This is a genomic window from Comamonas sp. 23 (assembly GCF_049601575.1).
GTDB lineage: Bacteria > Pseudomonadota > Gammaproteobacteria > Burkholderiales > Burkholderiaceae_C > Comamonas > Comamonas squillarum.
The window spans coordinates 162,527-187,010 of record NZ_CP187127.1 but is presented as its reverse complement, the minus strand read 5'-3'; the positions used below and the strand labels follow the sequence as shown (position 1 = coordinate 187,010).

23 protein-coding genes are annotated in these 24,484 nt (G+C 65.2%); 3 read left to right on the top strand and 20 right to left on the bottom strand.

All coding sequences use genetic code 11. The annotated features are described in order from the left end of the window. Nucleotides 1-31 precede the first annotated feature (31 nt). Entirely contained in the window at nt 32-331 is a 300-nt protein-coding gene (locus tag ACPEE1_RS00735) for a hypothetical protein (protein ID WP_116925363.1), read from the top strand. Here ACPEE1_RS00735 and ACPEE1_RS00730 read toward each other — a convergent pair whose 3' ends face one another. The 9 genes from ACPEE1_RS00730 to ACPEE1_RS00690 all read right to left on the bottom strand — a co-directional run bounded on the left by ACPEE1_RS00730 (nt 332) and on the right by ACPEE1_RS00690 (nt 10,374). Further along, entirely contained in the window at nt 332-1,120 is a 789-nt protein-coding gene (locus ACPEE1_RS00730; RefSeq protein WP_423934965.1) for a peptidoglycan DD-metalloendopeptidase family protein, read from the bottom strand. Further along, nucleotides 1,117-1,752 carry an FMN-binding negative transcriptional regulator gene (locus ACPEE1_RS00725; RefSeq protein WP_423934964.1) on the bottom strand — a complete coding sequence of 212 codons (636 nt, stop codon included), beginning with the start codon at nt 1,750-1,752 and terminating at the stop codon, nt 1,117-1,119. The genes ACPEE1_RS00730 and ACPEE1_RS00725 overlap by 4 nt, the downstream gene beginning before the upstream one ends. Before the next feature lie 12 nt (nt 1,753-1,764). Then, nucleotides 1,765-3,201 (bottom strand): amidase, encoded by a 1,437-nt coding sequence (locus tag ACPEE1_RS00720; RefSeq protein ID WP_423934963.1) that lies wholly within the window; start codon nt 3,199-3,201, stop codon nt 1,765-1,767. A gap of 89 nt (nt 3,202-3,290) precedes the next feature. After that, the gene (locus ACPEE1_RS00715) at nt 3,291-4,853 is read right to left on the bottom strand and encodes an ABC transporter substrate-binding protein (RefSeq protein WP_423934962.1); all 1,563 of its coding nucleotides are present in this window, start codon (nt 4,851-4,853) and stop codon (nt 3,291-3,293) included. A 51-nt stretch (nt 4,854-4,904) separates the two neighbouring features. Then, nucleotides 4,905-5,768 (bottom strand): alpha/beta hydrolase, encoded by an 864-nt coding sequence (locus ACPEE1_RS00710; RefSeq protein WP_116925368.1) that lies wholly within the window; start codon nt 5,766-5,768, stop codon nt 4,905-4,907. Between the two features lie 28 nt (nt 5,769-5,796). Then, the gene (locus ACPEE1_RS00705) at nt 5,797-7,461 is read right to left on the bottom strand and encodes a dipeptide ABC transporter ATP-binding protein (RefSeq protein ID WP_423934961.1); all 1,665 of its coding nucleotides are present in this window, start codon (nt 7,459-7,461) and stop codon (nt 5,797-5,799) included. Then, nucleotides 7,458-8,276, bottom strand: a complete 819-nt coding sequence (locus ACPEE1_RS00700) for an ABC transporter permease (protein WP_423934960.1) — start codon at nt 8,274-8,276, stop codon at nt 7,458-7,460. Before ACPEE1_RS00700 ends, ACPEE1_RS00705 begins: the two co-directional genes overlap by 4 nt. Then, complete coding sequence (locus ACPEE1_RS00695; protein WP_423934959.1) at nt 8,273-9,217, bottom strand: ABC transporter permease; 945 nt, start codon at nt 9,215-9,217, stop codon at nt 8,273-8,275. Before ACPEE1_RS00695 ends, ACPEE1_RS00700 begins: the two co-directional genes overlap by 4 nt. A 5-nt stretch (nt 9,218-9,222) precedes the next feature. Continuing rightward, on the bottom strand, nt 9,223-10,374 hold the full coding sequence (locus ACPEE1_RS00690) for a C45 family autoproteolytic acyltransferase/hydolase (RefSeq protein WP_423934958.1): 1,152 nt from the start codon (nt 10,372-10,374) through the stop codon (nt 9,223-9,225). A 242-nt stretch (nt 10,375-10,616) separates the two neighbouring features. On the opposite strand from ACPEE1_RS00690, the gene ACPEE1_RS00685 reads away from it, so the two are divergent. Next, a complete protein-coding gene (locus ACPEE1_RS00685) occupies nt 10,617-11,492 on the top strand; it encodes a GntR family transcriptional regulator (protein WP_423934957.1) in 876 nt (291 codons plus the stop codon). Nucleotides 11,493-11,502: 10 nt separating this feature from the next. On the opposite strand, the gene ACPEE1_RS00680 is transcribed toward ACPEE1_RS00685, so the two are convergent. The 11 genes from ACPEE1_RS00680 to ACPEE1_RS00630 form a co-directional block, all read right to left on the bottom strand. Continuing rightward, a complete protein-coding gene (locus ACPEE1_RS00680) occupies nt 11,503-12,258 on the bottom strand; it encodes a siderophore-interacting protein (RefSeq protein WP_423934956.1) in 756 nt (251 codons plus the stop codon). Between the two features lie 151 nt (nt 12,259-12,409). After that, nucleotides 12,410-13,399, bottom strand: a complete 990-nt coding sequence (locus ACPEE1_RS00675; RefSeq protein WP_423934955.1) for a 2-hydroxyacid dehydrogenase — start codon at nt 13,397-13,399, stop codon at nt 12,410-12,412. Between the two features lie 23 nt (nt 13,400-13,422). Then, a complete protein-coding gene (locus ACPEE1_RS00670) occupies nt 13,423-14,373 on the bottom strand; it encodes a sugar kinase (protein WP_423934954.1) in 951 nt (316 codons plus the stop codon). Between the two features lie 49 nt (nt 14,374-14,422). Continuing rightward, a complete protein-coding gene (locus tag ACPEE1_RS00665) occupies nt 14,423-15,235 on the bottom strand; it encodes a sugar phosphate isomerase/epimerase family protein (RefSeq protein WP_423934953.1) in 813 nt (270 codons plus the stop codon). Between the two features lie 193 nt (nt 15,236-15,428). Beyond that, complete coding sequence (locus ACPEE1_RS00660; RefSeq protein WP_021027999.1) at nt 15,429-16,184, bottom strand: amino acid ABC transporter ATP-binding protein; 756 nt, start codon at nt 16,182-16,184, stop codon at nt 15,429-15,431. Between the two features lie 87 nt (nt 16,185-16,271). Next, nucleotides 16,272-17,063 (bottom strand): transporter substrate-binding domain-containing protein, encoded by a 792-nt coding sequence (locus ACPEE1_RS00655; RefSeq protein WP_373449255.1) that lies wholly within the window; start codon nt 17,061-17,063, stop codon nt 16,272-16,274. Nucleotides 17,064-17,243: 180 nt separating this feature from the next. Then, nucleotides 17,244-17,885 (bottom strand): amino acid ABC transporter permease, encoded by a 642-nt coding sequence (locus ACPEE1_RS00650; RefSeq protein ID WP_116925378.1) that lies wholly within the window; start codon nt 17,883-17,885, stop codon nt 17,244-17,246. Nucleotides 17,886-17,901: 16 nt separating this feature from the next. Next, nucleotides 17,902-18,573 carry an amino acid ABC transporter permease gene (locus tag ACPEE1_RS00645; RefSeq protein WP_116925379.1) on the bottom strand — a complete coding sequence of 224 codons (672 nt, stop codon included), beginning with the start codon at nt 18,571-18,573 and terminating at the stop codon, nt 17,902-17,904. A gap of 118 nt (nt 18,574-18,691) precedes the next feature. Next, entirely contained in the window at nt 18,692-19,819 is a 1,128-nt protein-coding gene (locus tag ACPEE1_RS00640; protein ID WP_423934952.1) for a LacI family DNA-binding transcriptional regulator, read from the bottom strand. Between the two features lie 313 nt (nt 19,820-20,132). Next, the gene (locus ACPEE1_RS00635; protein WP_116925381.1) at nt 20,133-21,119 is read right to left on the bottom strand and encodes a LysR family transcriptional regulator; all 987 of its coding nucleotides are present in this window, start codon (nt 21,117-21,119) and stop codon (nt 20,133-20,135) included. A 186-nt stretch (nt 21,120-21,305) separates the two neighbouring features. After that, entirely contained in the window at nt 21,306-22,472 is a 1,167-nt protein-coding gene (locus ACPEE1_RS00630) for an NADH:flavin oxidoreductase/NADH oxidase (RefSeq protein ID WP_423934951.1), read from the bottom strand. A 946-nt stretch (nt 22,473-23,418) separates the two neighbouring features. On the opposite strand from ACPEE1_RS00630, the gene ACPEE1_RS00625 reads away from it, so the two are divergent. Beyond that, complete coding sequence (locus tag ACPEE1_RS00625) at nt 23,419-24,411, top strand: restriction endonuclease (protein ID WP_423934950.1); 993 nt, start codon at nt 23,419-23,421, stop codon at nt 24,409-24,411. The last annotated feature ends 73 nt before the right edge of the window (nt 24,412-24,484 follow it).

Sequence of the window (24,484 nt, the reverse complement as noted above, 5' to 3'; positions counted from 1 at the left end):
AGCGCATTGCCGCTACCTACAGGATGCCTCCATGACCCCCTCCATCTTGCGCAAGTCTTTGCCCCTGGCCGCCTGGCCCGCCCTGTGCGTGGCCGTGCTGGCCTTGCAGGGCTGCGATGTGGTGGCGCCCATTGGCAGCAATGCGGTGCTGTCGGACCAGGTGATCGCCGAGAAAACCGCCAACTACTTCAGCAGCACCGAGGCCCATGTGCAGGTCTTTGGCTTTGACCGCCAGCGCGAATCGACGCGCTACCAGGCGAGCTTTCAGGGCAACAAGTACAACTGCTCGATCTATATGAACCAGGTGCGCTGCGACCCAGCCGCACAGTAATTAGCTGCGCAGCGCCTCATCATCGGCGCGCAGCAGCGGCGCCGGGTTGGGGAAGATGTCCTGCCAGACCGGCGCAAAGGCCTGCTCGCCGACACCGGGCGCGTCGCTAAAGTCGGGCAGGCGCAACAGGCACAGCTGCAAGTGCAGATGGGGCAGCCACCAGCCGTTCTCTGCAAAGTCGCCCAGGCGGGCAAACTCGGTACCTGCGGCAATCTGATCGCCCGGCTGCCAGCGCCGGGCCGATGCATGGCTCAGATGTCCCCAGATGCTGAAAAACTGAGGGTGTGCAGGGCCCTGGTGGCGCAGCACCAGCATGCCGCCATAGTCCAGCCGGATATCACGCACCTCCGCAACCACCACCTCTGCGGCCAGCGGCAGCCGCAGCGCGGTGCCTGCGGGCGCAAACAGGTCCAGGCCCAGGTGGCAGTCGCGCATCGCGCCCGCCAGGCGGGTGGATGCGTAGTTGCTGCTTTGGTAGACGCAGCGCTGCTCCATCCAGTGGCCCACACCCATCTCAAACCCCTGGCGCTGCTGCAGGTCCTCATAGGCGCGGATGGCGCTCTCGCGGTCCATGCTGGCGCTGGCGGCGGCCACGGCCGAATCCGGGCTGCGGAAATCGATATGGCCCATGCGCGCCTGTGCCAGGCCGGGCAGCAGCCCACTCCAGCTGCCGCGCTGCTGCGCCACCCAGGCATGGAAGGCGGCGGCCTCCGGCACGGCGCTGAGGCCGCTGTGGTGGCGCGCAATGGCATCGGCGATGGGGTCGGTCTGTTTGTCTGGGGTGGTCATGGTTGTTGGAGTTGGCAGTGCTGCTCTATGGTATCGGCCAGCGCATGCTGGTTCTGCTCGCGCAGGCGCTCGACCGCGCCGCGCATGTCGGCCGGGCGTTCGTCCTGGCCGAGCTTGAACTTGGCTTCACAGCGCGCCACCGGCATCTCATAGCCCACAATGCCGGGCAGGCGCCGCTCCATGCCGCCGGGGCCCAGCTCGCTGCTGTCCCAGGGGCAGCGGCGGCCACGCTCCATATGGCCCACCAGGTCCTGCAGGTGGGCGACGAGTTCATCTTCTTCCAGCATGCGCGGGGTGCCATGCAGGTGCACCACCTGGAATCCCCATGTCGGCGCGCTGTCGCGATGCGGGTAGTTGGGGTACCAGGACGGCGAGATATAGCTGCCCGGGTCCATCAGGATGGCGATGCTCGGCAGGCCCTGGCGCAGAAAGCGCACATGGTCGCTGGCCGATGCCACATGGGACTCCAGGGTGCCCAGCGCGCCGCGCGTGGGGTCGAGCCGGAACACCGGGTGGGACAGCGCCACGCCTTCGCTGTGCGGCGTGACCAGGGTGCCCAGCACCACGCGGTCGACCAGCTCCTTGATCTGCGCGGGCTGCTGGGGTTGGTAATAGGGTTTGGTGTAGAGCATAGGGGTCTGGAATCAAGCGTGGACGGGGGGCAGGCGCGGGTCCCAGGGCAGGGCCTGCTCCAGCTGCGTGGCCAGCTGCAGCAGCCGGCTTTCTGCGCCATAGGGGGCGATGAACTGCATGCCCATGGGCAGGCCGCTGGCGCTTTGCCACAGCGGCACGCTCATCGCGGGCACGCCGGCGGCATTGGCCGGGCGGGTGAACACGGTCGCATCCATGAACTCCCGCATGAAGTGCTGCGCATCGGCCTGGCGCACATCCAGCGCCTGCAGGCCCTGGGGCAGGGTCGGCATTACCGGGCAGAGCAGCAGGTCATAGCGGCCAAACATCTCGCCCAGGCGCCGGGCGATGCTGTTGCAGGTATTGCGCGCGGCCAATAGCTCGACAGCGCCCAGGCGCCGGCCCTGCTCGGCCAGGCCCAGGTTCACCGGTTCAAAGAACTCCGCCGTCGCTGGCCTGCCGGTGCTGCGCACCAGGTCATCCACTTCCAGCGCGGTGTAGGCGGCAATGATGCGGCTAAAAGCAGCGGCCAGATCACTGTGCGAAAAGTTCCAGTGCGCCTCTTCGGTCGCATGGCCCAGCTCCTGCAGCAGGCGGCGCGTGTCCTGCAGGCGCTGCAGGATGTCGCCATCCAGCGCCTGGGCCGGGTCCGCATCCTGCAGCACGCCAATGCGCAGCCGCCCGGGCGGGCGCAGCAGCGCCTGGCTAAAGGCTTCGGCCTTGGCGGGCGCGGCATAGAGCGAGCCGGGCTCCAGCGCATCAGTGAGGTCCAGCATCAGGGCCGAATCGCGCACGCTGCGCGTGAGCACATGGTGGCTCACCAGACCGCCCCAGTTCTCGCTGGAGACGGGGCCGCAGGCCACGCGGCCGCGCGAGGGGCGCAGGCCAAACAGCCCCGTGCAGGCTGCCGGAATGCGGATCGAGCCCGCGCCGTCATTGCCATAGGCCAGCGGCACCATGCGCGCGGCCACCGCGGCGGCCGAGCCCCCCGAGGAGCCGCCCACATTGTGCGCCGCGCTCCAGGGGTTCAGGGTGCGGCCATGCAGGCTGGGCGCGGTCGCCACATTGGCCGAGAACTCGGGCAGATTGGTCTTGCCGACGATGACCATGCCCGCCTGTTGGTAGCGCCTTACCAGGGTGTGGGCAGTGGTCGAGACATGGCCCAGCGCCGCGCGCGAGCCAAAGGACATCGCCGCGCCGGCATAGCTGGGGCAGTCGTCCTTGAGCAGCACCGGCACGCCGCGCAGCGGCGCGTCGGCCGGCAGCTGGCGCAGTTGCTCCTCGGCCTGCGCGCGCATCGTCAGGATCACGGCATTGAGCTGGGGGTTGCAGCGCTCGATGGCGGCAAAGGCATGGTCCACGGCTGCCTGGGGTGTGAGCGCACCAGCGCGGATGGCCTGGGCCAGTGCCGTGGCGTCGGCCAGGCGGTAGTCGGTTGCAGAAAAAGACATACAGGGTGTGAAACGCAGAGAGCGGAATGCGGGGAAAGAGGCGGGCGCGTGGCAGAACCAGGCAGTTCTGGCCACGCGCAGAGGCGGCTTTAGGGCGCGGCGCGGGTCACGCCCCAGAAGCGATGCGTGCCGGCGGGCCAGCCCTTGTAGCCCTTGATGCTGGGCGCCATCGCGGTGACGACGGGCAGGTTGTACAGGCCGATGATCGGCACCTCCTTGGCCATCAGCGCATGGAGCTGGTTGAACAGGTCCTTGCGGCGGGCCGGGTCGCGCTCCATCGCCACCTGCTTGAGCAAGGCCGAGGCCTGCGCATCGTCCCACTGGCGGGTGGGTTCGGCCTTTTTGTCGCCGATCAGCGATTCATACATCAGCAAGGGATCGAGCCGCGCCGAGTAGGCAAAGATGGCCAGCTCGTACTGGCCCTTGCCGTACAGATCGAGCTGGGAGGCCCAGTCACGCACCTTGATGTCGATGTTGATGCCGGCCGAGCCCAGCAGCGCCTGCAAGATGGTGGCCAGCTGCACGCGCTCCTGGCGGTTGGCCACCAGCAGCGTGATGGGCTGGCCCTTGTAGCCCGCCTGCTTGGCCAGTGCGCTGGCGCCCACCGGGTCATAGCCGGGCCAGGCCTTGCTGCGCTGGTCGTAGTAGGGGCTGAGCGGCGATATCACCGAGGGGTTGGGCGTGAACAGGCCCTTGCCAGCGGCTTCGGCCACATCGGGCAGGCTCAGCGCCTTGGCAATCGCCTGGCGCATGCGCACATCCTTGAGCGCCGGCGCCTCGGTCTGCAGCTGCAGCACCACCCAGCTCGGGGTGGGTTGCACCTCCACCTGCACGCCCTTGTCCTTGAGCACCTTGATGGTGTCGGGGTCCACATCGTCGATGACATCCAGATCGCGCGAGAGCACGCCGTTGGAGCGGGTGCTGGCATCGGGCACGGTGACAAAGCGCAGGGTGGCAATGCTGGCCTGCTTGTTGCCGGCATAGCCATCGCGCGCGCCGGGCAGCGCGCTGTAGTCGGCAAAGCGCTTGAGCTCGGTGTAGCGGCCGGTCTGCTTCTCGGCAAAGCTATAGGGGCCGGTGCCGATCACCTGGCTGACGCTGCCGTTGGCGGCTACCGAGTCAGGATGGATGATCCAGGGCGTGCACTGGATGGTGGCCAGGGTCATCAAGAAGTTGGGCGCAGGCGCCGAGAAGCTGAAGCGCACGGTCTGCGTGTCGACCGCCTTCACCTCCTGCAGCGCCGGCCCGATCTTGCCGTTGTAGCGGTTGATGCACTGGAAGTTGGTCTTGGGATCGAGGTAGCGCTTGAAGTTCCACACCACATCGGCGGCCGACAAGGTCTTGCCATTGTGAAAACGCACATTCGGGCGCAGCTTGAAGTCGTAGCTGGTGCTGTCGTCATTGGCCTTCCAGCTGCTGGCCAGCATGGGCTTGATGGTCAGGTCCTCGCCATAGGCCACCAGGCCCTCGACCACATGGGCCATCACCATGTCGGAGTTGGCGTCGCGGTTGACACCGGGGTTGACGCTGGCGATATCGGCATGCAGCGCCACGCGCAGCATATCGGGGACGCCGGCGGCCTGGCTGTGGGCACTGAGCGCGCAGGCTGCGGCAAGCAGCGCGGGCGACCAAAGAGAGCGGCTGGTGGGCATGGTCTTCCTTGTGGTGGTGGGGACGGTGGCGTGGGGGCTTGGAACAGGTTCTTACACCGAGGCAGCTTGCGGCGTGCGCAGGCACTGCTGCAAGAAGGCCTCGACCGGCTCGATGACCTTGAAGGGCTCGTGCGCAATGCCGGGCACGGTGTCGCGCTGCACGCGGATGCCATGCGCGGCAAAGCTGTCGGCCAGCGCGGTGATGCGCTCGATGCGGTTGTCGCCCTGCAGCTGGGCGCCATCCATCCACAGCGCGCTGTCGCGCGGAATGGTGATCTCCCAGGTGGCGGTGTCGGCCGTGCCGATGATGGTCTGCACGGCTACCTCGCGCATCGCGGCCAGGTTGAGCGTGCGGCCAAAGCGCTGCTCGATATCGCGCACGCCCACCCACCAGTCGTAGTCGGTGTTGAGCAGGGTGACCACGCCCGGCGCGCCAATCGAGACGGCCTGCAGGCGCTCGGGGTGCAGCAGAAAAAAGCGCTGGCAGAACTGGCCGCCGCCCGAGAAGCCATACATCAAAAAGCGCTGGCTGCGCACGCGGTACTTGGCCGCCACCTCATCGACCATGGACAGCAGCACCTGGTCATAGCGGATGCCATGGAAAAGAATGCGCTTGTAGTTGGCCAGATCGCCCGCCACGCCAATGCCGGCGGGGAAAAGCGGCGCCAGCACGATGCAGTCATTGCGGTCGGCAAAGTCGGCAAAGCGGTCGCGGTACTGGCTGGCGGTGCGGCCCGTGCCGTGCACGATCACCGCCAGGTTATAGAGCTTGTCCTCGCTTTCGCTGTAGTTCTTGGGCACGTAGAGGCAGTAGCTGAAGCGCTGGTCGAACTGGCTGGCAAAAAAGGTGGTGGCGCCAAAGTCGTAAAAGCTCAGTTGGATGCCGTGACCCTGGCGGGCGGGAGGGGATGACATAGAGGACTCCTGAAAGTTTGCTGAATTTTTAGGCAGGGTAGGCGGCGTTGTCCGCATGGGCGTTGGCATGGCGCCAGCGCAGGTGCACGCCGCCATCGGGCGTCGCCTGCAGCATCGGGATGGCATCGAGCAGCTGGCGCGTATAGGGGTTCTGCGGCTCGTCAAACACGGCGTCGCGTGTGCCCTGCTCGGCAATCACCCCGCCTTGCACGACGATGACCCGGTCGGCAATCTGCTCGACCACGCCCAGGTCGTGGCTGATGAACAGGCACGAGAAGCCATAGCGCTGCTGCAGCTCGGCCAGCAGGTCCAGCACCTGGGCGCGCACCGTCACATCGAGCGCAGAGACCGCCTCGTCGGCAATCATCAGCGCGGGGCGCCGCACCAGCACCCGGGCAATGGCCACGCGCTGGCGTTGGCCGCCCGAGAGCTCATGCGGGTAGCGTGTCGCAAAATCGCCGCCCAGCCCCACATCGGCCAGCGCCTGCTGGACGCGCTCGCGCTTGTCGCTGGCGCTCAGGCCCTCGGCCATGCGCAGCGCCTCGGCCACCAGGGCCTGCACCGTCATGCGCGGGTCGAGCGATGAGTAGGGGTCCTGGAAGACCATCTGGCAGTTGTAGCGGTAGTCCTTGAAGCCCGGGCTGCCCGGCAGCAAGGGCTGGCCCTTGTAGCGCAGGCTGCCGCTGGTGGGCTGCAGCAGGCCCGACAGGATCATGCCCAGCGTCGTCTTGCCCGAGCCCGATTCGCCGACCACGGCCACCACCTCGCCGGGGAAGATATCCAGGCTGATGCCCTTGAGCACGCGCGCCGGTGCCCCCTTGCGGAACCAGCGCTGGCGGCCGCCAAACTCCAGCACCAGGTCGCGGGCCGACATCAGCGGGGCCGTGCGGTCGATCTGGCGCGGTGCGCGGCGCTGGGGCAGGGTGCGCAGCAGCTGGCGCGTGTAGTCATGCGCAGGGGCGGCCAGCACCTGGGCGGTGGGGCCGGTCTCCACAATGTCGCCCTGCTTCATCACCACCATGCGGTCCGCGTAGCGGGCCACCATCGGCAGGTCATGGCTGATCAGCAGCACGGCGGTGCCGTTCTCGCGCGTCAGCTCCAGCATCATCTCCATCACCTCGCGCTGCACCACGGCGTCCAGCGCCGTGGTGGGCTCGTCGGCAATCAGCAGCGCCGGGCGCAGCAGCATGGCCGAGGCGATCATGATGCGCTGGCGCATGCCGCCCGAGAACTCATGCGGAAACGCGCTCAGGATGCGCTGGGTATCGCGCAGGCCCACGCGCTCGAGCATTGCATGGATGCGCGGCATGTGCTCTTCGCGCGCCTGGGGCAGGTGCATGCGCAGGCCTTCGAGCAGCTGCTCGCCAATGCTCAGGGTGGGCGTGAGCGAGGTCATCGGCTCCTGGAACACCATGGCCACGCGCGGGCCGCGCACAGCGCGCAGCTGGCGCTCGTTCATCGCATAGAGCGACTGGCCGTCCAGCAGGATGTCGCCCGCGCTGCGGCTGATGGCATGGGGCGTGAGCCGCATCACGGCGCGGCTGAGCATGGTCTTGCCCGAGCCCGATTCACCGACAATTCCGACAATCTCGCCAGCGGCCAGCTGCAAGGATGCATTGCGCACCACCAGTTTGCCGGCGCCGGCCGAGAGGCTCAGATTCTGGATCTGCAGCAGGGTAGGGGATGGGGTCATACGCGCCTCCGCATGCGTGGGTCGAGCCGGTCGCGCAGGGCGTCGCCGAGCAGGTTGATGCCCAGCAGTGCCAGCGAGATCGCCAGCCCTGGGAAAATCGCCAGCCAGGCCGCCTGGCTGACATAGGAGCGGCTGCCCGCCAGCATGTTGCCCCAGGTGGGTGCCGGTGGCGCCACGCCCAGGCCCAGAAAGCTCAGCGAGCTCTCGGCCAGGATGATCCAGCCGCACATCGAGGTGGCCATGACGATCACCGGTGCAATGCAGTTGGGTAGCACATGGCGCAGCAAGGTGTAGGTCTCGGAGTTGCCCATGACGCGCGAGGCACGCACAAAATCACGCTCGCGCAGGCCCAGCACCGTGCCGCGCACCACCCGCAACACCGATGACGCATAGGCCAGTGCCAGCGCGATGATGATGCCGCTGGTGCTGGCGCCAAACACCGCCAGCAGGCCCAGCGCCATCAACAGGCCGGGGAAGGCCAGCAGCGCATCGTTGATGGCCATCAGGATGCGGTCGGGCCAGCCGCGCAGGTAGCCGCTGAGCGCGCCAATCAGCACACCAAAGAAGGTGGCCAGAAACACGGTGCTGAGGCTGATGCGGATGCTGGTGGCCGTGCCGCGCATCAGGCGGCTGAGCACATCGCGGCCCAGCTCGTCGGTGCCCATCCAGTGCTGCCAGCCGGGCGCTGCCAGGCGGGTCTTGAAGTCGAGCTTGAGCGGGTCATACGGCGTCCAGAACGTGGCCAGCAAGGCCACGACGACCACCACGGAGACCAGGCCAGCGCCCAGCCAGAAGGAGAGGGAGCGGCGGTTCATGATGCGGCCACCCTGGGGTCAAAGATGGGGTAGAGCAGGTCCACAAAGAGATTCACCAGGACATAGATGCTGGCGATGAAGAGCAGGCAGCCCTGGATCAGCGGGTAGTCGCGGGCAAAAATCGCATCGACCAGCAGACGGCCCAGACCGGGAATGGTGAACACGGTCTCGATCACCGCCACGCCGGCGAGCAGGTTGCCCAGGATCAGGCCCAGCAGGGTCCAGGTGGGGCCAAAGGCGCTTTTGAAGGCATGGCGCAGCATCACCGTCATCTCGCTCAGGCCCTTGGCGCGGGCATGGGTGATGTAGTCCAGGTGCAGCACCTCCAAGGTGGAAGCGCGGGTCATGCGCAGGATCACGCCGATCTCATGGAGCAGCAAGGTGGTGATCGGCAGCACCAGGTAGAGCAGCGCCTGCTGCGGGTTCTCGCCAAAGGCGACAAAGCCGACCACCGGAAACCAGCCCAGCTTGAGCGCGAAGAACATCAAGAGCAGCAGCCCCATCCAGAACGCGGGCAGCGACAGCAGCAAGGTGGCGGTGGCGACCAGCGCCAGGTCGGTGATGCGGCCCTGCCGCCAGGCCGCCAGCATGCCCAGCGGCACGGCGACCAGCGTGGCCAGCAGCACGGCAGGCAGCACGATCTGGGCGCTGACGGCAAAGCGCTGCCAGATCAGCGCGGCGACGGGTTGGCGGTTGGAGATGGACTGGCCCAGGTCGCCCTGCAACACATGGCCGGCCCAGACCAGGAACTGCGTGGGCAGGCTGGCGTTGAGGCCCAGCTGCTCGCGCAGGGCTGCCAGCGATGCGGCATCGGCCGAGTCACCCAGCATCAGCGCTGCCGGGTCACCGGGGATCAGGCGCACCAGAATGAAGACGGCCAGCGCCACGATCACCAAGGTCGGAATCGCCATGCCGATGCGGGTGGCAGCGAATTTCCACATGGCGCTCAGTGCTCCAGCGCCGCAGCGGCGGCTGCAGACGGTTCAGCCGCGCCATCGCCATGCAGGCGGTAGGTGGTGAACTGGCGGTTGATGGCGGGCAGCGGTGCAATCTCCATGATGCCCAGCGCTGGCTCCATCACGATCATCGCGACGGTGGCAGTCAGGTTGCCGCCATCGGCGGGGCGCGGTGGGCGGCATACCGCATACGGCGAGAGGAAGTCGTCAAACAGTGCCTTCTTCAGCGATTCGCGCGTCAGCAGGCGGCCTTGCTCCTGCAGGATCTTGCGCACCCGCCAGTCGCGGTAAAAGCTCTCGGGCACATGGGGGATGCCGGTGTCCCGCAGCTTGGCCAGCGCCACCGGGCTGACCCAGTGGTTGGCGTGCACGATCATGCCGTCCTCGGGGTAGAGCGGGAAGGCCTCGTCGGGCGCGCATTCAAAGTCAATGCCAAAGCCGGCGGCCGATGCCACCATGATGTTGTTGGAGCAGGACTTGGGCGTGGTGGCCACGGCCTTGGCGGCCAGCGCAAAGTGCTCCTGCTCCAGCACCTTGCGGCGGATCAGGCCCAGCGGAATGCCCAGTTGGGTGTAGTCGCGCTCGCATTCCAGGTAGTTGGCGGTGATCGAGATGCCTGCGGCGTTGAGGCCGCTGCGGGCCAGGCCGCCGGCTTCGACAAAGGTCAGGTAGTCGGGGCCATGGTCCTGGCGCACGCGCAGCACCACACCGGTCTCGGCGCATTCGGCGCGCCAGTCCCAGTTCTGGCCATGGATCAGGTTGCCCGAGGCGCTGCGCTCGGGCAGCAGCATGGCGCCGGTGCAGCCGTCGTCCAGCTCGTCATCGACCGGCTTGCTGGACTGGGCGCGCGCCAGGGCCACCACCTCGGTGCGGGCATTGATCATCACGATGTCGTCGAGCGCAACGCCCGAGCCCTCGGCAATGCCGCGCATTTCTTCGAGGTAGTTCTCGTCAAAGGCGGCGATCTTCTGGGCGTACTCGGCGATCAGCGCGGCCTTGTGTGCGGCACTGATGCCGTACTTCTCCAGCGCGCCGCCGTAGAGGGCTGCGCTGCGGGCAATGCGGTCTTTGAGCGCCGCGCCATACTGGCGCCCACGGGCTTGGGGGGCGCCAGACAGCGTGACGAGTGGAAACGGCGACATCTTTTTCCTTTTGTGTTTTGTGAACTTTTAATACATTAATTTCCAGGTCTTTGACTGTCAATTTGTTTTTTATAGAATCAAACAAAACTTAGGGAAACTACGATGAAGGATGCTGCCAAGACGGGAAGCCTGGCGCGTATGCTCGGGGCTGGCCGGCAAAAACAAGATGCTGTGCGCCGCCGCCACTGCCGCCGCATTGCGCAGGCGCGGGCCGCAGCAGCACTACCCAGGGGAGAATCGGTTTGAAGCAATCGCTGAGTTCTTTGCAGATCGACGTCGCGCGCAAGCTGACGGCGCTGATGCATGGCGGCCGCTGGCGCGTGGGCGACCGCATCTCCGACCTGCACCTGGCCGATGAGCTCAAGGTCTCGCGCACGCCGGTGCGCCAGGCGCTGATGCTGCTGACCGCCCAGGGTCTGGTGGCCTACCACCCGGGCCGGGGCTTTCGGGTCGAGCGCGTGCCCGATGGCGACGATGCCTTGGAGCAGCTGGTGCCCCCGTCTGAGGCCGAGGCGCTGTACAGCCAGATCATGGACCACCGCGCCAGTGGCCAGCTGGCCGGCGAAGTCTCCGAGGCGCAGCTGGTGGAGCTGTTTGGCGTGACCCGGGGCGCCGTGCGCCGCGTGCTGATGCGCTTTGCGGCAGAAGGCCTGACCGAGCGCCTGCCCGGCCACGGCTGGCGCTTTACCGAGAGCCTGGACAACCCCCAGGCCGTGCACGAGAGCTATGACTTTCGGCTCATCGTCGAGTGCGGCGCGCTGAAGATGGCGGACTTTGCGCCCGATCCCGAGCAGCTGCAGCAGCTGTTCCGCGAGCAGTCAGACATCTTGCAGATGCCCGTTGAGCAGCTGCGCCAGGATGTGTGGTTCAAGGCCAATGCGAATTTTCATGAAACGCTGGTGTCCTGGTCACGCAACCGCTTTTTGATCGAGTCGGTGCGCCGGCAGAACTCGCTGCGCAAGATCTCGGAGTTTGCGCATTTCAGCCATTTGAGCGAGCAGCACATCCGCCAGGCCTGCACTGACCACCTGGGCATTCTCAAGGCGCTCAAGGAAGGCGATGCCGACTATGCCGCGGCGCTGCTGCGCCGGCATATTTCGCGCTCGGCAGAAATCTAAAAAACAGGGCCTAGGCTTTTTCCAGCTCGGGCTTGGGCGCGCGCAGCTCGTTCTCGCTCATGCCCCGGCGCCAGTAGGCCACGATCAGCTGCTCCTGCTTGCCCAGCCCCAGGCTGTCCACGGCCCATGCGCGCAGCGCCTGCGCGGTGGCAAATTCGGCGCCTACCCATAAAAAGCGGCTGGCGCCTTCGGTGGTGTGTGCGGCGCTCCAATCCAACGCTTGTACCGCCCGCTGCAGCTGCTCGCCGCTGCCGGCTGCTGCGCCTTCGCTGTAAAGCCAATGCCACTGCATGCCGGCTGGCAGGCGGATGTCGATCGCATCCTGCGGGTCCGCTATTTCGCAAACCACATGGCCGCGTGTGCTGGCGGGCAGCTGCTCTGCAATGCGGGCCAGTGCGGGCAATGCACTGTCGTCACCGGCCAGAACCATCCAGTCGGCAATGCGGGCCGTGCGGCCGCCGGGCTTGAGAATTTCGACCCGGTCGCCCACCTGCGCCTGCTGGGCCCAGTCCGCACCCGGGCCGGCATCGGCATGCAGCAAAAAATCAATCTCCAGCCATTGCGCATCGGCATCGAAGGCGCGCACCGTGTAGACGCGTGTGCTGCTGGCGCTGCTGCCTTGCGCATCCTGCGCCGACGGAAACACCAGGCGGCAGTGGATGTTGTCGTGCTGGCAAAAGGGCGCCAGCTGCGCGCCGGCAAAGCGGATGCGGCGGTAGCCGGCAGAGGGGGAGGCGAGGGAGAGAACCTGGAGCGTGGAGGGCATGCCGCAGTCAAGAGACGGTACGAGATCGTACGAAAGAGGTGGCCGCTGGCCACAAGCAGGAGGCCAACATCGGAAGGTCTGGCGGCCATTATGCGGGCGCGCGTTCCCTCACCCAGTCTCGCGCGGCGCAGCCCATGGCGCCGCTGGGGGCTCAGGCCTGGCTCAGGTCGAATCTGCCCGCAGGTTGCTCGCCGGCCAGCACCTGCAGCAGGTTGCTGGTCGCCATCTCGGCCATCGCGTGGCGGGTCTCGTGCGTGGCCGATCCGATATGCGGCAGTGCCACCACCTTGGCATGGGTGCGCAGGGGCGATTCGACTGGCAGCGGCTCGGTGGCAAACACATCCAGGCCGGCGGCGCGGATCTGGTCGGTATCGAGCGCATGCAGCAAGGCGGCCTCATCGACAATCGCGCCGCGCGAGCCATTGATGACGATGGCGCTGGGCTTCATCATTGCAAAGGCGTCAGCCCCCAGCAGGTGCTTGGTCTCGGGGGTCGATGGCACGACGGAGACGACAAAGTCCGCCTCGCGCAGCAGCGCATCGCGCGCCACATAGTGCACCTGGCCGGCCAGCGCGCCGAGCTCGCTCTCGGGCACGACGCTGCGGTTGTTGTAGAGCACGCGCATGCCAAAGCCCAGCGCCGCGCGGCGCGCCAGCGCCATGCCGATGCGGCCCATGCCCAGAATGCCCAGCGTCTTGCCATGCACATCCCAGCCAAACAGCTCTTCGCCAATATTGCGCTGCCACTGGCCCGAGCGCACATACATCGCCAGCTCCGGAATGCGGCGGCTGGTGGCCATCAGCAGCGCAAAGATGGTGTCGGCCGTCGTCTCCGTCAGCACGCCAGGCGTGTGGCACAGCGCAATGCCGCGCTCGCGCAGCGCTGCCAGCGGGTAGTTGTCCACGCCCACCGAGATGCTGGAGATCACCCGCAACTGCGGTGCCTCGTCCAGCAGCGCATCGGTGATCGGGTAGCTCGACCCGATCAGCGCCTGGGCCTGGGGCAGCGCTGCAAAAAAGGCATCGCGCTGCGCGGCGACGCGCGGGTTGGCCACGGTCACGTCATGCGCGGCTTGCAGGCGGGCCAGTTGGTCCTCGGGCAGTTCACGAAAAACCAGAATCTGGTGGCGGTTGCTGCTCATGGCTGCTCCTGGATGCGTTGAAATCAATAGCCGGCGGCGGTCAAGGCTTCGCGGGTCGGCAAGCCTTCGGAGTCGCCCAGCACCTGTACCTGCAGCGCGCCAATCCAGCAGCCGCGCTTGACCGCATCGGCCACCGAGCGGCCATCGAGCAGGCCGCTGATGACGCCTACGGCAAAGGCATCACCAGCGCCCACGGTGTCCACCACCTTCTCGACCGGGCAGCCGGCCACATAGCCGGTGCCGGCCTGCGCGTCATCGTAATAAGCACCTGCTTCGCCAAGCTTGACGACCACCAGGCTTGCGCCCTGGTCGCGGTAGAACTTGGCCACCGCTTCGGGCGTCTTGTGGCCGGTCAGCAGCTCGCCCTCGGCCAGGCCAGGGAAGACCCAGTCCGCGCCAGCAGCCAGCGCATTGATCTCGCGGCGCATCGTGGCCTCGTCTTGCCATAGCGTGGGGCGCAGATTGGGATCGAAGGAGATGGTGCTGCCCGCAGCGCGGGCAATTTGCAGGGTGCGCTGGGCAGTGGCCAGGCTGGTCTGCGAGATCGCGGCAAACACGCCGGTGGCGTGCAGGTGGCGGGCCGAGGCCAGCCAGGGCTCGTCGATGTCGGCGGGGGTCATCAGGCTGGCGGCCGAGCCCTTGCGGTGGTATTCCACCTGCGGGTCGCTGCCATCATCGCTGCGGCCCTTGATCTGGAAGCCGGTCTTTTGCGCCGGGTCCAGCACCACATGTTCGCAGTGCACGCCTTCGCTCTTCATCTGGTTGATGAGGTAGCGCGCCATCGAATCGGCACCCAGGCGGCTGGCCCAGTGGGTGTTGAAGCCCAGGCGTGCCATGCCGGTGGCCACATTGATCTCGGCGCCTGCAATGCGCTTGGTAAAGAACTCGGCGTTCTCCAGCGGGCCGGCGCGGTCGGCAATCAGCAGCATCATCGCTTCGCCAAAGGTGGCGATGTCAAAGGTCTTGGTGGTCATGGCCGTGTCTCTCTTGGGTGCTGGTAGCTGTGGGTTTGTTGGGAGCTGATCAAGAGGCCTTGGCCTGCAGTGCCGTGGCATCGCGCAGCACGGCCAGCTCCTGCTGGGTGACGGCGACCAGGTCGTCGCCGATCAGCGGGTACTCGATGGCGCGGGGTGCATCGCTGTGCAGCGCGCGCAAAATGGCGCGCCAGGCCGCTGCCGATTCGGCCAGCGGCACGGCCACCCATTTGGCGGGCAGGCGTTGCACGCCCTTGGCATGCACATAGGCCACGCGGCTGCCAAACAGCTGCGCCGCTTGCAGTGCGCATTCGCCCAGGTAGTGCCAGTTGCCCATGTCAAAGGTCATCGGCAAGTTCAAGCCGGCGGCATCGGCAGCGGCAAAAAAGCGCTGCAGCGCTTGCACGGTGCCGGCGGCCGTGGTCTGGTCGTTCTCGATCAGCAAGGTGAGGCCCGCGCCATCGATGGCGCTCTTGAGCGCCGCAAAGCCCTGGGCCGAATGTGCGACCGATTGGCTGGCAAAGCCGCCGATCGACATCTTGAGCCAGGGTGCGCCCAAGGTGTGGCTGGCGGCAATCGCGTGTTGCACGGCGGCGGTGTTCAGGCTGCCGTCCATCGCAAACAGCGGCTGGGGGCAGGAGTAGACCAGGTCCAGCTGGTGCGCGCGGCCATAGGCGGCCAGCGCGGGCAGTTCCTCAGCGGGGTTCAGCAGCAGCTCTTCGCGCACTTCATAGCCGTTGGCACCTGCGCGGTGCGAGAGCTGGGCAAAGTAGAGCTGGCCGTGGCGGCGCACTTCGGCATTGCCAAACGAGGTGAGGGAGATCAGCGCGGGCGAGCCCGCGTTTTGCAAAGACAAGGCCATGGTTTTCGTATTTTTTGGCCGCTTACGCCCGTATACCAAGCGTTGACAGCTATTGATAAGTGAGCAAACAGTCTGCAGAAACTTCGCACGTTCTCAAAAACTGGCGCGGCCCATCGGCGCACATCGAGCAAGGGCCTCGCCGGCCGCACCGCCCCGCAGTTCAGGGACGGCGCGAAGCGCCACAGGGGGTGTCTCAGTGATTACTCAGGATCTGGCCCAGGAACTGCTGGGTCTTGGGGTGTTGGGGGTTGTCAAAGAACGCGGCCGGTGGGCCTTGCTCGATGATCTTGCCGTCGGCCATGAAGATCACGCGGTCGGCCACGCTGCGGGCAAAGCCCATTTCATGGGTCACGCAGAGCATGGTCATGCCGTCTTCGGCCAGGCCGATCATGGTGTCCAGCACTTCCTTGACCATCTCGGGGTCGAGGGCCGAGGTGGGCTCGTCAAACAGCATGATCTTGGGGGCCATGCACAGCGCGCGGGCAATGGCTACGCGCTGCTGCTGGCCGCCCGACAACTGGCTGGGGTACTTGTCCGCCTGGTCCGGAATGCGCACCCGCGTCAGGTAGTGCATCGCGCGCTCCTGCGCCTCGGCCTTGCTCAGGCCGCGCGAGCGCATCGGCGCCAGCATGCAGTTCTCCACAATCGTCAGGTGCGGAAACAGGTTGAACTGCTGGAACACCATGCCCACTTCCTTGCGGATGGTGTCGATCGCCTTGCTGTCACCCGTCAGGTCCGTGCCGTCCACGGTGATCTGGCCCTTCTGGATGGCTTCAAGCCGGTTGATGCAGCGGATCATCGTGGACTTGCCCGAGCCCGAAGGCCCGCAGATGACGATACGCTCGCCAGCACGCACGTCGAGGTTGATATCGGTCAGCACCTGGAAGTTGCCATACCATTTCTCGACGCCTTGGAGGCGAATGATGGGTGCTTGCGAGGGGGTCGTCATAAAGCAGTCGTGTTCTTGAAGGTGATCGTGTGGCGCTGCCCGGGCCGCTGTTCCACCAGATGGAGAACAGCGGCTTGCGCCTCAGTTTTAGTCCAGCTTGGGCAGGTCGGCGCCCAACCACTTTTGGTACAGCTTGTTCAGCTCACCATTGGCGGTGTTCTTGGCGATAAAGGCGTTCACGGCTTCTGCCACTTCGTCCTGGCCGGGGCGCAGCGCGACGGCCATGTTCTGCTGCAGCAGCTGGAACTTGTTCTCGAACTGGCCGGCAGGCGCGCGCTTGGCGATCTGGGCAGCCACGGTCACCGAGCAGCCGATGGCATCGACCTGGCCCGACAGCAGCGCCTGCATGGCCGATGCGTCGTCGTCAAAGCGGCGGATTTGCGTGCCTTCGGGTGCAGCCTTGGTGACGGCCACGTCCTGGGTGGAGGCACGGGCCACGCCCACGCGCAGGCCCTTGAGATTTTCCGGGCCCTTGATGGCGGTCTTGGTCGCGCCGTACAGCACGATCGAAGCGGCCGAGTAAGGCTTGGAGAACAGCACCTGCTTGGCGCGCTCGGGCGTGATGGCCAGCGAGGCGATCAGCATGTCGACCTTGTTGGTCAGCAGGAAGGGGATGCGGTTGGGGCCGGTCACTGGCACGATGTCGGCGGTCACGCCCCATTCTTTGGCCAGCAGCTTGGCTACATCGGCATCGTAGCCGTCAGGCTGGTTGCTGCCGTTCAGGATGCCGTAGGGCGGGAAGTCCACCAGCATGCCGATCGTAATCTTGCCCTTTTTCTTCAGATCCGCCAGCGACTGGGCCGATGCGGTCAGGGGCAACAGGGCGCTGGCAGCCAGGGCGGCAGCAGCGGAGGTGAAAGTGCGGCGGGAAATCTGCATGCTCATGTCTCCTAAGGGTTTATTAACGCAGCAAGAAGGGAAAGGGATTAAACAGGCCAAACGTAAGAAGCACCCGCGTCGTTGCAGCAGGGCCCATCGGCGGGATGCCGAGCAAGGGCCGCCCCGCAGCGAGGGCGTCGTCCCCCTGGGGGAAGGCGCGTAAGCGACTCAGGGGGGTGTTCATCTGGCTTGGCGCTTCTCAAGGCGGCCCGCCCAGAGGGACAGCGGCCAGCACAGGATGAAGTAAACGGCACCGACGACACCGAACACCAGCATCGGCTGGAAGGTAGCGTTGTTGATGATCTGGCCGGCGCGCGTGATCTCGGTAAAACCGATGATGGCGGCCAGCGACGTGCCCTTGATGATCTGCACCAGGTAGCCCACGGTGGGGGCCACGGCAATCTTCATCGCCTGGGGCAGCACAACGGCGCGCATGCGCCAGAAGTAGGACAGCGACAAGGCCTCGGCCGCTTCCCACTGGCCGCGTGGCACCGCCTGGATACAGCCGCGCCAGATCTCGCCGAGGAACGCGCCGCTGTTCAGAATCAGCGCAGCGGCAGCCGCCACCCAGGGGTTGATCTCAAAGCCCAGAATGGGCGCGCCAAAGAACACCAGGAACAGCTGCAGCAGCAGCGGCGTGCCCTGAAAAATCTGGGTAAAGGCGGTGGCAATGCCGCGCGCCAGGCCGTTCTCTGACGTGCGCGACAGCGCAATCACCAGGCCCACCAGGGCGCCGCCAATAAAGGCGATCAGGGACAGGGCCACGGTCCACTTGGCCGCTTCCACGATGAACCACAACTCGGGCCAACCAAAAGTACGCATTTCTTGTTCTCCGAGTTCAGCGACGGTCTGGGTAGTTCAAGGCCATCTGGTAGATGAGCTTGAACAGCAGGTTGAAGGCCAGCGACAGCAGCAGGTAGATGGCAGCCACCACGATGTAGACCTCAAAGCTGCGGAAGGTCTCGGACTGGATGTTGGCGGCCACCGAGGTCAGGTCGTCGGCCGAGATCACCGACACCACGGCCGAGCTCAGCATCAGCAGGATGAACTGGCTGGTCAGCGCCGGGTAGATGGTCTTGAGCGCGGGCTTGAGGATCACAAAGCGGAAGATCTCCCAGCGCTTCAGATCCAGCGCCAGGCCGGCTTCGATCTGGCCCTTGGGGATGGATTCGATGCCGGCGCGGATGATCTCAGTCGCATAGGCGCCCAGATTGACCACCATGGCCACCAGCGCGGCGGTTTGCGGCGACCAGCGCAGGCCGATGGCCGGCAGCGCAAAGAAGAAGAAAAACAACTGCACCAAAAAGGGCGTGTTGCGGATCAGCTCGATGTAGGCATTGATGACAAAGCGCAGCGGTGCCGGGCCCGAGGTCTTGCCCCAGGCGCAGACGATGGCGACGGCCAGGCCGATGACCATGGCGAGAAAAGACAGCTGGATGGTCACCCAGGTGCCCTGCAATAGCTGCGGCCAGGCTGCCAGGACCTGGTCGAATTGGAACGTGTAGTTCATGGCGATGCGGCGCTTTTGAAACCGGTTTCAGTAGCGCCGCAGTTTAGCGCAAGGTTACGGAACGATTACTAGGGTTTGCCCTAGTTTGGTGCGTAACGCTGTTTTTAGTGGTTGTGAATCAATGGTTTGGAGATTTTGTCGAGCCGCGCACAATGATGGTGCCTGGTAACTCCACGGTGCGGGCGGGGCTTTGCAGGCCCTGGATGCGCTCGATGAGACAGGTGGCCGCTGCCTGGCCCAGCGCATCGGTGGGCTGGGCCACGGTGCTCAGGCCCGGGCCCACCAGCGCGGCCCAGTCGGTCTCGTCCACGCCGATGATGCCCAGCTCCCGCCCGGGCACCCAGCCCAGTGCATGCACGGCGGTGGCCACGCGCAGGCTGGCCACGGCATTGCCGGCCAGCACGGCGGGGTGGCGGCCCGCTTGCTGTGCCTGATCGCGCCATTGCTGCAGGTGCTGCTGCAAGGCGCTGGCGTTGTGCGGTGTGCTCTCCCACACATTGCCCTGCATGGCGGCGGGCTGGCCGCGCCGCGTGCCGGCCTGGCCTTGCAGGTCTTGCAGGTAGTAGGCAAAGGCCTGCTGGCGCGCGGTGCGCGAGCTGACATCGGCAATCGGCTCGGTCACCAGCAGCACTTCGTCAAAGCCTTGCTGCTGCAGGTGGTCCATCGCGATCTGGATCACACCGGGGTTGTCCACGGTCACAAAATCGGCGTCCATCCCTTCCTGGAAGCGGTCCACCAGCACGATGGGCTTGCCGTGCAGCTGTGCGTCCTGCCAGAGCTGGGCGCTGGTGTCCACACGGTTGAGGATCATGCCGTCGAGCTGGTAGGCCGACAGCGCATGCATGGCATCGCGCTCGCGCCCGGCCTCATTGCCCAGGTTGAACAGCACCAGCAGGTAGCCAGCGGCCTGGCAGGCTTTTTCTGCACCCTGCAGCACTGCGACCGAGAAGGGGTTGGTCACATCGGCCACCGCCAGGCCGATGAGGCGCGTGCGGCCATGCTTGAGCGCCTGCGCCATCGGGCTGGGCCGGTACTGCAGGCTGGCAATGGCCTCCTGCACGCGCTTGGCCATGTCGGGGGTGAGGATGTCGGTGCGGCCATTGAGGTAGCGCGAGACCGTGGCCTTGGAGACCTGGGCCGCCAGCGCCACATCGGCAATTGTGGCCCGGGCCTTGGCGGCGACAGGCTTGGCTGCGCCGGGCGGGCTGAGGCGCTGGGGAGTGGCAGGGGGCGCAGGCTTGGGCACGGGGCGGTCCAGGGTGGTCGTTACGGTAGCGATGGTAGCGCCGAACCGCCCAGGCCCGGCGCTGGCATGCCCGTGGTGCGGCAGGGGCAGTCGCGCAGGCGCGGTGGCGGGCGCAGGATGCGGGTGCGTTGTCCGGGCCCGCTACATCGGCCGGTCGGATCGCCGCACTTGTCAGGATTCTCCGACTTGGCGCCTGTGGATAATTTTGTGCAATGTTGCCGTCGTTGCGCGAGAAACTCCCTGCAATCTCCCTCTAGAGAAGAAATGCACACCGGGAAGCCGGTTTCTGTGGATAAGTTAATTTCATAGCAACTTAGTCAAGTGCTGTGTGGGCGTTGAGGAGGCAGTCGATGAAGGCCTGCGCCACACGGCTCGGAGCGGGCGATAAGCGCCACATGGCCACGAATTGGCAGCGGTATTGGAAGCGTTCTGGCCGCACAGCCCGCATCAAACCTTGGTTTTCAAAACTGGCGGCATAGTGGTCCGGCAGAAAGCCCAAAAAACACCCGGACAAAATCAAGGTGGCAATCGACTCCTGGTCAAACCCGGTGGCCGCGCGCGGCAGCCGCACGCTGTGGCTCAGCTCCATATTGGGCGAGTGGTAGCCCAGGCCGGCAAAGGGGTAGCTGCGCAGCTGCTCCCAGTCCAGGTCTTCATGCGCCTGCTCCCACAGGTCATGGCCGGCGGCGCAGTACAGCTGCATGTTCTCGGCAAACAGATCGCGGTAGACCAGGCTGGCCGAGCTGCGGTGCGCCGGGATGATGCCCACATGAAAACGCCCATCCATCAGGCCGCGCTCGATCGCGTTGATCGAGCTGACATGCAGCTGCAGGTTCACATCTGGCGCCTGGCCGTGGAACTGCGCAATCGCGCGGTGGATCTGGGCCTGCGGGTTGCTCACCGTCTTGTCGAAGATGGCGATCTCCAGATTGCCGCCCATGCGGGCGTGGATATCGTCAATGCGGCTGCGGAACAGATCGACGCCGCCCAGCAGCTGCAAGGTGGCCTCGTAGACCTGGTGGCCCTCCGGCGTCAGCGCAAAGCCCGCGCGCCCGCGCCGGCACAGCACCATGCCCAGGCGGGTCTCCAGATCCTTCATGTGGCGGCTCAAGGTCGACGTGCCGATATTGAGCTCCAGCTCAGCGGCTGACATGCCCCCACATTCCACCACGCTCTTGAAGACCTGCAGCAGCCGCAAATCCATATCGCTGAGCTGGCCCAGCACCGCGCGGGCACGGCGGGCAGCAGCAGGGGGGTGGGGTGGGGAGGCAAACACGGGAGGGCGGGCAGGCATCCGCATAGCTTAGCGGCTTTGGCGGCCGCCGCCCTCGGTGTTTACAGAACGTGTTTGGAGCCGCTTACACGGCCCAGCAAACCGAAGGTTTGCGGTTGAGACTAGGCGCCAAGCCGCAGGCAGTACAGAAGTACGACAAGGGTTGGCGCGGCCGGCGAGGCAACGACGTATCAAGGGTTGTGTGAGTGGCTCTTAGCGCACGCCTACCGCTGCGCCACGGAACAGTTTGCTGTACTCCCGCGGCTGGCTGCGCCAGTACTGGCGCGGTGCATCCACCTGCGCGCCCAGGCTGGCGGCCGCATGCCAGGGCCAGCGCGGGTCGTACAAGGCGGCGCGGCCAATGGCCACGGCATCGGCCTGGCCCGAGGCCACAATGTGCTCGGCCTGCGCAGGCTCGGTCACCAAACCGACGGCAATCGTGGTCAGGCCCGTGGCCTGTTTGATCGCCTCGGCAAAGCCCACCTGGTAGCCCGGCTGCACGGGGATTTGCTGGGCGGTCGACAGCCCGCCCGAGGACACATGGATAGCGCTGCAACCCAGCGCCTTCAGCCCCTGGGCCAGCGCCATCGAGCCATCGATATCCCAGCCGCCCGGCGTCCAATCCGATGCCGAGATGCGCACCCACACCGGCTTGGCCGCAGGCACGGCCGCGCGCACGGCGGCAAACACTTCCAGCGGGTAGCGCAGGCGGTTCTCCAGGCTGCCGCCATAGGCGTCGCTGCGGGTGTTGGAAAGGGGCGAGAGGAACTCATGCAGCAAATAGCCATGGGCCATGTGGATCTCGATGCCATCGATGCCCAGCGCATCGGCCGCCTTGGCCGCTGCCACAAACGCGTTCTTCACCTCTGCCAGCTCGGCGGGTGTCATCTCCGCCGGGGGCACCTCGCCCGCCGCATGGGCAATGGCCGAAGGCGCCTGCGCCACCCAGCCCCGGGGCGCATCGGGCGCAATCTGCGCAGCACCTTCCCAAGGCAAATGGCTGGACGCCTTGCGGCCCGCATGGGCCAGCTGAATGGCCACCGGAATGGCCGAGAGTTTGCGCAGCGACCCCATCAGCCGCCCCAGCGCCTGCTGGTTGTCAACGGAATAAATGCCCAGATCCGCATCGGTAATGCGCCCCACCGCCGACACCGCCGTGGCCTCCAGCACCAGCATGCCCGCGCCCGATACCGCGAGGCTGCCGTAGTGCATCAAATGCCAGTCATTGGCATTGCCCTCTTGCGCCGAGTACTGGCACATGGGGGCGATGACGATGCGGTTGGGGAGCTGGAGCTGGGACAGGGTGAGGGGCTGGAACAGCTGCGATGGTGGGGTGGCGTTGCTGGCGGGGGTGAGGGACGGGTCGGTGGTTCTTTGCATGGGTGGGTGTCCGGTTGGTTGTGCGCTGTGGAGGGCGATGGTTCCGGCGGCAGGCGAGCCGCAGGGTGGCTCCATCGGCAGCTTGCTGAAACGGAGTACAGCGTATTCCTATATTCCGACCTGGGTGCTGTGGGGGATAGCTAAGGGTTGACCCGTTGGGGACACGGGCAGGACGGCAATGCGGGAGGGCGATGAGCTTTTGAAGACAGTGTCTGGTTATAGCGATGAGTTTGTGCGCATCGGGGGCTGAGCGAGTCCGAGCTGGTGGCTATCGCACTGTGCAGCATTCTCTGCTCTGCAGACCTGCCCCCTACCTGCTGAGCGAACTGGCCCAGCACCAGTGCATCACCACAACCGAGCAGCAATCCTGATCTTGCAAACAGGCAACGAGGAGAGCCGGGTGCGCGTAGCCTGGCGCCGCACCATCAACAGCGTTGAAGGTATTCACGACGCCTGCATGGCCGGCGCGCGCGTTGCGCTGCTGTCGAGCTAGATATGAACTTACATGCAATCGGGGGCTTAGTGGCGATTGCGCTCAAGGAGTTGGCCTTGCAGGCGGTGCATCAGACGCTGAGGCGGTCACTGCCGAAGGTGCGAACGCGATATAGAAATCATCCCAGTATCAGGAGCAGTGATGGCTCAAAGGCCGATTTCAGGTATCTGCTGCCCGCGAAACTTAGAGGGCGATCAGAGATCCGTGTGATTTTTTTGGTGTAAATCAACTCTGGGATCTTTGGTATCAGTAATTGAATTTATTGTAAATTAACGTATCTTTTGGGTTGAGTGCATGAAATGCTGCGTCGTCGGTGTTTGATAGCCGAATCGCTGACCTTAGCGGGAGAGGCGGTTACGCGGGAGCGTGATGTTCGAGGTATGTAGCTAAACGCGCCTGCAACCAAATTACTGGTCGTTTGGGATTGATGACATGAGTACGAGAGGGAATGCAATGGCACGGATGTGGATGGTGCGCGGCGATGGAGGAAGCCTGTATGACGCTTTTCGTGAACGCGGTGTAGCTGCATTAGGTTGGAATCAGTTGGCCGCTCATGCCAAACCTGGTGTTGGGCGCAAGCAGCTCATTGACCTGTATCAGTCTGCTGAGCCTCAAACGAAACAAGGGACTGTGGTGTCGGGCGCCTCTCAGGTTTGGCGTTTTGTCAACGATATCCAGGATGGCGATTGGATCGTCACCTATTCGCCGATTAATCGCCTCTACTCAATTGGCAACGTCACAGGGCCGGCTGAACATTGCCCTGAGTGGGACGAACAAGGCATGTCGCTCACACGCAAGGTTCAGTGGCAAGCTCAGGAACTACCACGGGACAGCCTGAGCAACAGCACCAAGAACAGTTTGGGCTCGACCTTGACGTTGTTTGAGGTGCCATCCAACGCAGCAACTGAGGTGCTGAATGCGTTGAAGGGCAAGCCAGTGCCTGTAATAGAAGATGAAGCCATAGAAATCACTGCTGATCCCTTGGCCAACATCGAATCCCAGGCTCTGGAGCGGATCAAGGATCAGGTGAACAAACTTGAATGGTATGACATGCAGGAGCTGGTTGCCGGCATTCTGAGAGCTATGGGCTACAAGACGCAAGTCTCACCGCCAGGAGCTGACAGAGGCAAAGACATCGTTGCCTCGCCGGATGGCTTTGGCTTCGAACATCCGCGCATCGTCGTGGAGGTCAAGCACCGCAAGGGACAAATGGGTAGTCAGGAAATCCGCAGCTTCCTCGGTGGCCGCCACAAAGACGATCGCGGATTGTATGTTAGTACTGGCAGTTTCACCAAAGATGCTCATTACGAAGCAGAGCGCGCTGCCATTCCGCTTGCGATGTGGACTCTGGACCATGTTGTTCGTGCACTGATCGAGCATTACGACGCCACCGACGCCGAAACCAAACGCATCGTGCCGCTTAAACGGCTGTACTGGCCTGCTTAAGGCTTAGGAGCAGCAAGTGAGCCCCACAGAAGAGCAGATCGAACAATTTATCAGCACTTTGGCTTCCCTTGGC

What these genes read in the sequence shown, in the direction of transcription:
- ACPEE1_RS00660 (WP_021027999.1), bottom strand. Translation starts at nt 16,184, where the DNA reads ATGACGACCCCCTCGCAAGCACCCATCATTCGCCTCCAAGGCGTCGAG.
- ACPEE1_RS00700 (WP_423934960.1), bottom strand. Translation starts at nt 8,276, where the DNA reads ATGAACCGCCGCTCCCTCTCCTTCTGGCTGGGCGCTGGCCTGGTCTCC.
- ACPEE1_RS00705 (WP_423934961.1), bottom strand. Translation starts at nt 7,461, where the DNA reads ATGACCCCATCCCCTACCCTGCTGCAGATCCAGAATCTGAGCCTCTCG.
- ACPEE1_RS00655 (WP_373449255.1), bottom strand. Translation starts at nt 17,063, where the DNA reads ATGCAGATTTCCCGCCGCACTTTCACCTCCGCTGCTGCCGCCCTGGCT.
- ACPEE1_RS00695 (WP_423934959.1), bottom strand. Translation starts at nt 9,217, where the DNA reads ATGTGGAAATTCGCTGCCACCCGCATCGGCATGGCGATTCCGACCTTG.
- ACPEE1_RS00720 (WP_423934963.1), bottom strand. Translation starts at nt 3,201, where the DNA reads ATGTCTTTTTCTGCAACCGACTACCGCCTGGCCGACGCCACGGCACTG.
- ACPEE1_RS00670 (WP_423934954.1), bottom strand. Translation starts at nt 14,373, where the DNA reads ATGACCACCAAGACCTTTGACATCGCCACCTTTGGCGAAGCGATGATG.
- ACPEE1_RS00710 (WP_116925368.1), bottom strand. Translation starts at nt 5,768, where the DNA reads ATGTCATCCCCTCCCGCCCGCCAGGGTCACGGCATCCAACTGAGCTTT.
- ACPEE1_RS00680 (WP_423934956.1), bottom strand. Translation starts at nt 12,258, where the DNA reads ATGCCCTCCACGCTCCAGGTTCTCTCCCTCGCCTCCCCCTCTGCCGGC.
- ACPEE1_RS00650 (WP_116925378.1), bottom strand. Translation starts at nt 17,885, where the DNA reads ATGCGTACTTTTGGTTGGCCCGAGTTGTGGTTCATCGTGGAAGCGGCC.
- ACPEE1_RS00725 (WP_423934964.1), bottom strand. Translation starts at nt 1,752, where the DNA reads ATGCTCTACACCAAACCCTATTACCAACCCCAGCAGCCCGCGCAGATC.
- ACPEE1_RS00735 (WP_116925363.1), top strand. Translation starts at nt 32, where the DNA reads ATGACCCCCTCCATCTTGCGCAAGTCTTTGCCCCTGGCCGCCTGGCCC.
- ACPEE1_RS00675 (WP_423934955.1), bottom strand. Translation starts at nt 13,399, where the DNA reads ATGAGCAGCAACCGCCACCAGATTCTGGTTTTTCGTGAACTGCCCGAG.
- ACPEE1_RS00715 (WP_423934962.1), bottom strand. Translation starts at nt 4,853, where the DNA reads ATGCCCACCAGCCGCTCTCTTTGGTCGCCCGCGCTGCTTGCCGCAGCC.
- ACPEE1_RS00665 (WP_423934953.1), bottom strand. Translation starts at nt 15,235, where the DNA reads ATGGCCTTGTCTTTGCAAAACGCGGGCTCGCCCGCGCTGATCTCCCTC.
- ACPEE1_RS00730 (WP_423934965.1), bottom strand. Translation starts at nt 1,120, where the DNA reads ATGACCACCCCAGACAAACAGACCGACCCCATCGCCGATGCCATTGCG.
- ACPEE1_RS00690 (WP_423934958.1), bottom strand. Translation starts at nt 10,374, where the DNA reads ATGTCGCCGTTTCCACTCGTCACGCTGTCTGGCGCCCCCCAAGCCCGT.
- ACPEE1_RS00635 (WP_116925381.1), bottom strand. Translation starts at nt 21,119, where the DNA reads ATGCGGATGCCTGCCCGCCCTCCCGTGTTTGCCTCCCCACCCCACCCC.
- ACPEE1_RS00625 (WP_423934950.1), top strand. Translation starts at nt 23,419, where the DNA reads ATGGCACGGATGTGGATGGTGCGCGGCGATGGAGGAAGCCTGTATGAC.
- ACPEE1_RS00630 (WP_423934951.1), bottom strand. Translation starts at nt 22,472, where the DNA reads ATGCAAAGAACCACCGACCCGTCCCTCACCCCCGCCAGCAACGCCACC.
- ACPEE1_RS00645 (WP_116925379.1), bottom strand. Translation starts at nt 18,573, where the DNA reads ATGAACTACACGTTCCAATTCGACCAGGTCCTGGCAGCCTGGCCGCAG.